We start from the raw sequence: 2,191 nt of genomic DNA on the forward strand, positions 1-2,191 counted from the left end.
ACCTAAATTCGTCAATATGTTTTTATAAAAAACTTCATTTTTTATAAATCTCTTCTATAAGCAACCCATAAAATACTCTATGGGTTGCTATTCCATCATAAAAACTATTGTTCTTTTGAAGGTACTGAACAACTTTCATCCGTACAAGACATATCACTTCCGCCTTCTGAAGAAAGCTCTTGTAACTTAGGTGCAGGATTCTCTTCCTCCCACACTTGCTGAAGTGCACTAACAAAAGTTTCAAGTGGCTGTGCACCTGAAATAGCATACTTTTGATTAACAATAAAATAAGGTACTCCTGAAATTTGGTATTGCTGAGCAATTGCTTCATCGATTCTAACAGCATTTGCGTATGCGTTTTTATCATAAATAACACGTAAAGCTTCTTGCTTATCTAAACCTGAAGATTCAGCAATAGTAGCAAGCGTATCTACATCACTTAAATTTCTCGATTCTGTGAAATATGCGAAAAGTAGATTTTCCGTAATCTCTTTTTCTTTCCCTTGATCCTTTGCAAACTTCGCAAGACGATGCGCATCAAAAGTGTTCGTCGGCTTCATCTCATCAAAATTAAAACTTAGTCCCATACTAGCTGCATGATTTCCTAGTTGTATATTATTTCGCTTAGCTTCTTCAATACTAATGCCATACTTCGATGCAAGCACTTCATTAATACTTGTTCCAGAATAGATTGGAGCATTTTGGTCTAATTCAAAACTTTTAAACTCAACTTCAACATCCTTCTTATGTGGAAATTGCTCTAAAGCCATCTCTAATCTACGTTTCCCAATGTAGCAAAATGGGCACACAAAATCTGACCATACTTCAATTTTCATAGAAACACCTCATTAACATGTAGTTTTCAATCATTGTAGCACTGGCACTAAGGAATTCAAAAGTTTATACTTCAAGCCTTATATACTACAACCTAAAATGAATTTATAAATAGAAAAAACGATAATCAAAAGTATAAAAGCATTCCCTTTTGATTATCGTATATACAAATCTAATTATGCTGGCATATATCTCCCCACGAACTTCCATACCGTATTCCAATATTTATTCGAATCTATCTTCTCAGCTTCTCCATGTCCAGCACCTGGAACAATTAATTTTTCTTTTTCTACTTTTGCAGCATTATATACTTCATTTAACATTTCATAAGGAACGAATGTATCAGCATCCCCATGAATAAATAGCATCGGTGTTTTACTTTTCGCTACTTGTTTTACAGCTGAAGCTTCTTCTAAATCATATCCAGCTCTTAATTTTGTAATTGTATTTGCCGCGTTCATAACAGGAAACTTTGGCAAATGGAATAAATCTTTTAGTTGATAAGTAAATTCATCAATGACAGTTGAGTATCCACAATCTTCAATAATAACTTTCACGTTAGAAGGTAACTCTTCACCTGAAGTCATCATTACAGTTGCTCCCCCCATTGAAACACCAAAGAGTGCTATTTCAGCATTAGGGTCTTTCTTTACAATTTGTTGGATCCAAATCAAAATATCTTTACGATCGTGCCAGCCCATCCCAATATAATCACCTTCACTATTTCCATGCCCACGAAGATCTGGCGCTATAACGTTATATCCTTGTTCATAAAAGTTCCGGATATATTTCGTCATTTTCGATGCCCTACTATCATATCCATGAACTACAATTGCCCATTTATGACTAGATTGTTCATTCATATATTCATAACCCGTTAATTTCAACTTATCGAAAGAATTTATGTGTAGTGTATTAGGTTTATGATTTGATACAAAGTTCGCATCCTTTTCTTCATTTGTAGCCAACACATCCCCTGATGCATTCACAGTTTCTACTAAGTGAGGGTTATCCTCTAAAAACTCTTTCTCCTGTTTCGCGTTCAACGCATAATTATAAAAATAATTCCCGACTAACACATAAGTAATCGCTAGAAGGACTAAGACTACTATAGTAATTACACCTATCTTTTTCATATTATCTCCTTTTTCAAAATTAAATCTTCTTATATTCAAGTATTTAAAAAACAACTGCACTATTTTAACACACCGACAGATTAATTCTACAAAAAATAAAATAGAAAATCTTATGCTACACATCAAAAATGATGAAACAAAATGAATATGAGAGCATTAAAAGAATAAGGATTAGGAATTGGAAACATAAAAAAGACGAGTCATTCTGACTCGTCTTACAG

General features: G+C 33.5%; 2 protein-coding genes. Both read right to left on the reverse strand.

Annotated features, from left to right (window positions below; translation table 11 throughout):
- Window positions 1–104: 104 nt before the first annotated feature.
- Window positions 105–836: a DsbA family oxidoreductase gene (locus ACZ76X_RS28935; RefSeq protein ID WP_479852472.1), complete on the reverse strand. Its 732-nt coding sequence runs from the start codon at window positions 834–836 to the stop codon at window positions 105–107.
- A gap of 174 nt (window positions 837–1,010) precedes the next feature.
- Window positions 1,011–1,970: an alpha/beta hydrolase gene (locus tag ACZ76X_RS28940; protein WP_479852473.1), complete on the reverse strand. Its 960-nt coding sequence runs from the start codon at window positions 1,968–1,970 to the stop codon at window positions 1,011–1,013.
- Window positions 1,971–2,191 lie beyond the last annotated feature (221 nt).

It is taken from the genome of Bacillus sp. BC05(2025) (assembly GCF_056725905.1).